Source organism: Kitasatospora putterlickiae, from assembly GCF_039527695.1.
GTDB classification, from domain to species: domain Bacteria; phylum Actinomycetota; class Actinomycetes; order Streptomycetales; family Streptomycetaceae; genus Kitasatospora; species Kitasatospora putterlickiae.
In genome coordinates this window covers 8,873-14,081 of the sequence record NZ_BAAAKJ010000181.1, presented here as the reverse complement: position 1 = coordinate 14,081, position 5,209 = coordinate 8,873, and the positions used below count along the sequence as shown (strand labels likewise).

General features: G+C 73.7%; 4 protein-coding genes. 2 read left to right on the top strand and 2 right to left on the bottom strand.

The window, feature by feature from the left end; translation table 11 throughout:
• Positions 1-146: 146 nt before the first annotated feature.
• Positions 147-1,271: a septum site-determining protein Ssd gene (gene ssd / locus ABD308_RS18210; protein WP_344335691.1), complete on the bottom strand. Its 1,125-nt coding sequence runs from the start codon at positions 1,269-1,271 to the stop codon at positions 147-149.
• A 627-nt stretch (positions 1,272-1,898) separates the two neighbouring features.
• Between ssd and ABD308_RS18205 the strand changes: the two genes are divergently transcribed.
• Positions 1,899-2,879: an HAD family hydrolase gene (locus ABD308_RS18205; protein WP_344335688.1), complete on the top strand. Its 981-nt coding sequence runs from the start codon at positions 1,899-1,901 to the stop codon at positions 2,877-2,879.
• A 373-nt stretch (positions 2,880-3,252) separates the two neighbouring features.
• On the opposite strand, the gene ABD308_RS18200 is transcribed toward ABD308_RS18205, so the two are convergent.
• Entirely contained in the window at positions 3,253-4,173 is a 921-nt protein-coding gene (locus ABD308_RS18200) for a Fic family protein (protein ID WP_344335687.1), read from the bottom strand.
• Between the two features lie 219 nt (positions 4,174-4,392).
• On the opposite strand from ABD308_RS18200, the gene ABD308_RS18195 reads away from it, so the two are divergent.
• Positions 4,393-5,209, top strand: an 817-nt coding sequence (locus ABD308_RS18195; RefSeq protein ID WP_344335684.1) for an ATP-binding protein, incomplete at its 3' end; no start/stop codon positions are given.

Below are 5,209 nucleotides of genomic sequence, written 5' to 3'. Positions count from 1 at the left end.
CCGGCCGTAGGGGTTCGGTTCGGACCGGGCGACGGCGGCCGGGGCGTTCCCGGGGCCCGGGACGCTCCGCAGCGCCCTCCGTCCACGCGGACCCGGGCCGCCGCGCTCGGCTTCCGGGCCGCCACCGGCCCTCCGCAGACGCACCATCAGGAGACACCTCCCTCGGCCACCGGCACCGGCGGCAGCACCTCGTCCAGGAACGCTCCGCAGAAGCGGGCGAGCGGCCCGCCCTCCCGGATGCCGGGCGGCACACCCTGTTCGAGGTCGACGGCCAGGCCGGGCTCGGGCTCCAGCACCCCGGCGAGGCGCATCCGCAGTCCCCGGGCGACCCGGTGCGCGGGGAGTCCGAGGGGTCCCGGCATCCGCACCACCGCCCGCACGTCGTCGAGCCGCATCCGGACCGAGGCGGCCACCCGGTCGGCGGCGGCCACCGCGCGCAGTTCGGCCGGCACCACCATCAGCGCCGTGTCGGACTGTTCGAGGGCCTGCCCGGCCGCCGGATCCAGCCGCCGGGGCACGTCGACCACCACGAGGCCGCCCCGGCGGCGGGCGGCGGCCAGGACGCTGCGCATGGCCTCGGGCGGGACCGCGAGGGTGTCGCTGCGGTCCCAGGACAGGCAGGACAGGGTGCCGAGGCGCTTGAGCGCGGGCAGCGCCCGGGCCAGTTCGGCGCCGCTCACCCGGCCCCGGGATCCGGCGAGGTCCGGCCAGCGCAGACCGGCGGTCGTCTCGCCGCCGAGCAGGATGTCGAGTCCGCCGCCCAGCGGGTCGCCGTCGACGAGCACGGTGCGCAGGCCCCGGCGCGCGGCGGTGACCGCGAGCGCGCAGGCCAGGGTGGAGGCGCCCGCGCCGCCCTCGCCGCCGAGCACGGCGACGGTGCGCGCGGGGGTCCCGACCCCCTCGGCGGCGTCGGCGACGCGGTCGAGCAGCCAGCCCTCGGCGTCGGGCAGGAACAGCACGTGCTCCGCGCCGAGTTGGACGGCCCTGACCCAGACGCCCGCGTCGTCGAGGTCCAGCCCGAGCAGCAGCACCCCCGGTCTGCGGGGCAGCCCGGCGCACTGGGCGGAGCGGTCGTCGCCGACCAGCACCAGCGACGCGCCCTCCCAGAGCTCGCGCGGCGGCGGGGATCCCCGGATCAGCCGCGGTTCGGTGCCGGCCGCCGCGCAGATCCGCAGCAGCTGCTCGGCCAGGCCGTCGTCCCCGGTGAGGACGAGCGGCCCGACGGGCTCCGGCCCGCCGGTGGTGGCGTGGTCGGTGATGGGCTTCGTCATGACGGTTCCCCTGTCGCCCTGGTGTCCGGTGGGTCCGGCGNNNATCACGGTGGACGGTGATCCGGATTCCGTCCGCCAGGTTCCGAATCCCTGTGGACAACTCATGGGCTGTGGACGAAAACGTTCACCCGCACGGGGGGCTATTGGACAAAGAATTGACGAAACGGGCTCACGGAGATGAACCGCCATACCGGCGCGGCCGGATAGCGCGGTGCCGCCCGCGTGCTCCCCGGTCCAGGTCCGGGCCCCATTCCCGAAGCGGCGGAGGCCGGGGACGGCCATGAGCAATGTCCTACGGATGCTCTACGGAGAGTGACGAAAAGGAGGGTTCACCCCCAGCTGCCGACACCCCCTGTAGACAACGCCGGGTCCGGCCGCCGGATCCTCACGGCGGGCCGTTCAAGCCCTGAAAATGGCCCCGGACGTGCGACGACCCCCGCCGGGGGGGAGAGCGGGGGTCGTCTATCCACGGCCCGACTCGGGGGGGAGGAGCCGGACCGGGTTAGCACGGTCGCGAACGATCCGTGACTTCCATGGTGTACCCGAGCGGCCAGAAACACAAACCCGCACGCCCACGAGTACGCCGAATGGCGGGCTGTTTTGCGGCGCCCTCTATCCTCGGTTCCCGTGGACACCACCGAGAACGCCGACGAGCACGCCGACGAGTCCCCGGACTCCACCGCCGCAGCCGCCGGAACCGACGGGACACCCGGGCCCGGGGGGACGGCCGTGACCGCCACGCGGCCCGGAGCACCCGCCGTCGGCCCGTCCGGAACCCGCCCGCCGACCGCACGACCGCGCCCGGCCGGGCCGCGCACCGCCGCCTTCTTCGACCTCGACAAGACGATCATCGCCAAGTCGAGCGCCCTCGCCTTCAGCCGCCCCTTCTACCAGGGCGGCCTGATCAACCGTCGGGCGGTCCTGCGAAGCGCGTACGCCCAGTTCGTCTTCCTGGTGGGCGGGGCTGACCACGACCAGATGGAGAAGATGCGCGAGTACCTCTCCGCGCTGACCCGGGGCTGGAACGTGCAGCAGGTCCGCGAGATCGTGGCCGAGACCCTGCACAACCTGATCGACCCGATCATCTACGACGAGGCCGCCTCGCTCATCGAGCAGCACCACGCGGCCGGCCGCGACGTGGTCATCGTCAGCAGTTCCGGCTCCGAAGTGGTCGAGCCGATCGGCGCGCTGCTCGGCGCGGACCACGTGATCGCGACCAGGCTGAAGATCGAGGACGGCTGCTACACCGGCGAGATCGAGTACTACGCCTACGCCGAGAACAAGGCCGCCGCGATCCGGGAGTTGGCCGAGGTCGAGGGCTACGACCTGGCCGAGTGCTACGCCTACAGCGACTCGTCCACGGACCTACCACTGCTGGAGGCGGTCGGCCACCCCTCGGCGGTCAACCCGGACCGGGCGCTGCGCAAGGAGGCGGTGGCCCGCGAGTGGCCGGTGCTGGTCTTCGACAAGCCGGTGGAACTCCGGCGGCGGCTCCCGGAATTCTCTGCGCCGAGCCGCTCGGTGCTGACGGCGGTGGCGGTCGGCACCGCCGCCCTGACGGCCGGTGTCATCTGGTACGCGGCTCGGCGCCGCCGCCCGGCGGCCTGACCACGAGGCTTTGGACAAAACGGTCAAAAGCCGAAGACGTCGCTTTTCGGGTTCCCCTTTCGCCCGAAACGCGATACAAATGAAGCACGGCCCGCGAGACCCGGTCAGGACCGAAGAGGTCAAACCGACAACGCAGTTCAGGCCCCACGGACCGCCGTACAGATGACCGAGCACCCACATGCAGCCGACCCGCTGTCGGGCCGCCGGACCAGACGAACGGGCAGGATCCCCGTCTGATCGGCACTTCCGGTGCATGCATGGTCACCCGGCATCTGTGCCAGCGGCGGCACCTGGCAGGATCAGGTGCCGCCGCATCTCGTCGTCCGGCCGGTCCAACCGGTGGGACCTGGTGGACCGGATGGCGCCCCGGCGCTCAGACCATGCCGCGCTGCATCGCCTCGCAGACCGCCGTGCTCTCCCGCACCCCGAGCCGCAGCGCCCGGCCGCAGTGGCCGATCCAGGCCGCCAGGCCCTCCGGCGTCCCCGCCAGGTAGCCGGCCAGCGCCCGCCGGTAGGCGTCCGTCCCCAGTTCCACCAGGCCGACCTCGGCCGGGCAGATCGACTTCGGGTCGAGCCCCTCGGCGATCAGCACGATCCGCTGGGCGGCCCGGGCGATCAGGCCGTTGTGGGCACCGAACGGCCGCAGTGCCAGCAACTCGCCGTGCACCACCGAGGCGACCACCAGGGCCGGCGTCCCGACGCCCTGGCCCTCCGCGCGGGCCACCAGCAGCCGGGAGAGCTGGTCGAGCCGGGCGGCGACCTCCTCCGGACCTGGCGCCGCCGGCAGCCCCGGCACCGGACCGTCCGCCACCGGACCGGCCGGCTCGGCCGCCGGACCGTGCTCGGCCGCGACACCCTCCACCGGCTTCAGCCCCAGCGGGAACAGGTCGTCGGCGGCCTCACCGGCCTGCCGCGGGCGACCCGCCGCCGGATCGGCGTCCCCGACCGCCAGCAGGTGCAGCCGGGCCAGCACCTGGAGCGGGGAATGCCGCCAGACGCTCAACAGCTGACCCGCCTCGGCCGCGATCCGCAGCGCGGCGCCCATGGTGCGGGACTCGGGGTCCGTGCCGAAGTCGCTGCGCCGCCGGACCTCCTCCAGCGGCCAGTCGGCGCCCGCCAGCGCCGCCGAGGCGCGGGCGCCGCGCAGGGCGGACTCGGAGGTGACCTCGGCCGCCCGGCGGCGCATCACCCGGTGGCCGTAGAGGCGGTCGACGGCCTTGCGCACCTCGGCCACCGCGTCGGGCACTCCGGGAAGCTGGGCCAGCGGGGCGAGGGGATCTGTTCCAGTGCTCACCTACCCGAGAGTAATGACCCGGGCGGCCCGGCCGGAACAGCAACCTCACATCACCCGTTAGAGGCAATCGTCACTTCCCTCCTGCCAGCGACCCGAAACCCCCGATAGCATGACGGCCGTCGAAGACGATAACGATTTCCACCTCGGGAGATCGTCGACCTCGCCGCGGCGCGCAGCCGCGACCGCGGCGGGCCCAGGAGCGAGAGCCGGAGTCCCAAGATGAAGATCGCCTTCGTCGGCAAGGGCGGCAGCGGCAAGACCACGCTGTCCGCGCTGTTCATCCGCCACCTGGCCGCCGCGGGCCGACCGGTCCTCGCCGTCGACGCCGACATCAACCAGCACCTCGGCCCGGCGCTCGGACTGACGGACGACCAGGCCGCCGCGCTGCCCGCGCTCGGGGCCCGACTGCCCGAGATCAAGGAGTACCTGCGCGGCAGCAACCCGCTGATCCGCTCCGCCGAGGAGATGATCAAGACCACCCCGCCCGGCCGGGGCTCCCGACTGCTGCGCATCGCCGAGGAGAACCCGGTCTACGCGGCCTGCGCCCGCCCGGTCGCGCTCGACGAGGGCTCGGTGCGGCTGCTGGCGACCGGCGCGTTCACCGAGGAGGACCTCGGCGTCGCCTGCTACCACTCCAAGGTCGGCGCGGTCGAGCTGCTGCTCAACCACCTGGTCGACGGCCGGGAGGAGTACGTGGTGACCGACATGACCGCCGGCTCCGACTCCTTCGCCTCGGGGCTGTTCACCCGCTTCGACCTCACCTTCCTGATCGCCGAGCCCACCCGCAAGGGCGTCTCGGTGTACCGCCAGTACCGGGACTACGCGCGCGACTTCGGGGTGCGGCTGCGGGTCGTCGGCAACAAGGTGGAGGGCCCCGACGACCTGGCCTTCCTCCGCCGGGAGGTCGGCGAGGACCTGCTGACGGCCTTCGGGCAGTCCGCGTGGGTGCGCCGCCTGGAGCAGGGCGCCCGGCCGCCGCTGCGCGCCCTCGAACCCGGCAACCGCGCCGTGCTGGACGAGCTGCGCACGGCGGGCG

What these genes read in the sequence shown, in the direction of transcription:
- ssd (WP_344335691.1), bottom strand. Translation starts at nt 1,271, where the DNA reads ATGACGAAGCCCATCACCGACCACGCCACCACCGGCGGGCCGGAGCCC.